Raw genomic sequence first — 2,259 nt, forward strand, 5'->3', positions numbered from 1 at the left:
GCCGCTGGTGGCCTTTATGGACGAGGAGGGCCGCACCATCCTCGAACGCAATATCGCGCGCCGCCAGCAGGGCCAGGCCGCGCGCCACGAGTTCAAATTCATCCGCAAGGACGGCGCCGAACGGCGCCAGCGCGTTGGCGCTGGCCAGCAGCTTCAACTGGGTGGCGTCGAGGCCGGCGCGCACGCCGAGGTCGTGCAGGTCGCGGAAGGGCTGGACGGCGCGCGCCTCTTCGATGCGCCAGGCTGCGTCCTGCTGCATGCCGCGGATGTTGTTGAAGCCGAGGCGCACGGCGTGCTGCGGGCGGCCGGACGGCTCCAGCGCGGCTTCCCAGCCGCTGACGGTGACGTCGACGGGGCGCACCTCGACGCCGTGGCGCACGGCGTCCTGCACCAGCTGCGAGGGGCTGTAGAAACCCATCGGCTGGCTGTTGAGCAGGGCGGTGAGGAAGGCCGCCGGCTCGTGGCATTTCATCCAGCTGGAGGCGTAGGCCAGCAGCGCGAAGCTGGCGGCGTGCGATTCAGGAAAGCCGTAGTCGCTGAAGCCGCGGATCTGGGCGACGATGGCGGCGGCGAACGCGCTGGTATAGCCGCGTTCGGCCATGCCGGCCATCAGCTTGTCCTCGAACTGCTCCAGCCCACCCTTGCGCTTCCAGGCGGCCATCGCGCGGCGCAGCTGGTCGGCCTCGCCGGCGCTGAAGCCGGCCGCCACCATGGCGATCTGCATCACTTGCTCCTGGAAGATCGGGATGCCCAGCGTGCGCTCCAGCACGCCCTGGATCGCCGCGCTGGGGTAGGTGACCGGGTCGGTGCCGTTGCGGCGCCGCAGGTAGGGGTGGATCATGCCGCCCTGGATCGGGCCGGGACGGATGATGGCGACCTCGATCACCAGGTCGTAGAAGGTGCGCGGGCGCAGCCGCGGCAGCATCGACATCTGGCCGCGGCTCTCGATCTGGAACACGCCGACCGTGTCGGCGCGGCAGATCATGTCGTAGGTTGCCGGATCCTCGTGTGGGATGTTGTGCAGCTCGACGCGTTCGCCGCGCAGCCCGGACAGCAGCTCCAGCGTGCGCCGCATCGCGCTGAGCATGCCCAGCGCCAGGATGTCGATCTTCAGCAGGCCGACCGCGTCAAGGTCGTCCTTGTCCCACTGCACCACGGTGCGGTCCGCCATGCGGGCGTTTTCCACCGGCACCAGGCGCGACAGCTTGCTGTGGGCGATGACGAAGCCGCCCGGGTGCTGCGACATGTGGCGCGGGAAGCGCATCATGTGCTCGGCCAGGTAGGTCCATTTATAGGCGATATCGGAGGCCGGGTCGAGGCCGCAGCTGACCATGCGCTCGGCCAGCTCGGTGCGCCCGCCCCAGCTGTGGCCGGCCTTGGCGACCTTGTCGACGATGGCCAGGTCGACGCCGAGTGCGGTGCCGACGTCGCGCAGCACGCTCTTCGGATGGTAGCTGATGACCACCGCCGTCAGCGCCGCGCGGTCGCGGCCGTATTTGCCGTAGATGTACTGGATGACTTCCTCGCGCCGCTGGTGCTCGAAGTCGACGTCGATGTCGGGTGGTTCGTTGCGCTCCTTGGAGATGAAGCGCTCGAACACCAGCGTGCCGCGCGCCGGGTCGACCGCGGTGACGCCGAGGCAGTAGCAGACGGCGCTGTTGGCGGCAGAGCCGCGGCCCTGGCACAGGATGTTCTTGGCGCGCGCGTAGCGGACGATGTCGTAGACGGTCAGGAAATAGCTTTCGTACTGCAGTTCGGCGATCAGCTGCAGTTCGCGCTCGAGCAGGTCCTGCACGGCGGCGGGGATGCCGTGCGGGTAGCGCCAGTGCGCGCCGAGATAGGCTTGCGCGCGCAGGTAGTCGGCCGGCGTCTGGCCCGGCGGCACGATTTCGACCGGGTAGTCGTAGCGCAGTTCGTCGAGCGAGAAGGTGCACAGCTGGGCCACGCGCACACTTTCGGCCAGCATGTCGCGCGTGTACAGGTTGCCCAAGCGCAGGCGCGAGCGCAGGTGCTGCTCGGCGTTGGCGGCCAGGCGGTAGCCGCAGCGCGCCACCGGTACGCCGTGGCGGATCGCCGTCATGGTGTCCTGCAGCGGCTTGGCCGAGCGCACATGCATGACGACGTCGCCGGTGGCGACCACGGGCAGCGCGAACTGGGCGGCGACGGCGCACACGCTGGCCTTGTGTTCCTCGTCGCGCGAGCGGAAGTGCAGCGCCAGCGCGATGCGCGCGCGGCCGGGGGCGTTCTGCAGCAGCCAGG

1 protein-coding gene is annotated in these 2,259 nt (G+C 69.5%); it reads right to left on the minus strand.

What is annotated here, in order from left to right:
* On the minus strand, window positions 1–2,259 hold a 2,259-nt coding region (locus tag GTP69_RS30775; RefSeq protein ID WP_161058424.1), incomplete at both ends, for an error-prone DNA polymerase.

The sequence above is a fragment of the Duganella levis genome, from assembly GCF_009857605.1.
Classification (GTDB): Bacteria; Pseudomonadota; Gammaproteobacteria; order Burkholderiales; family Burkholderiaceae_D; genus Rugamonas; species Rugamonas levis.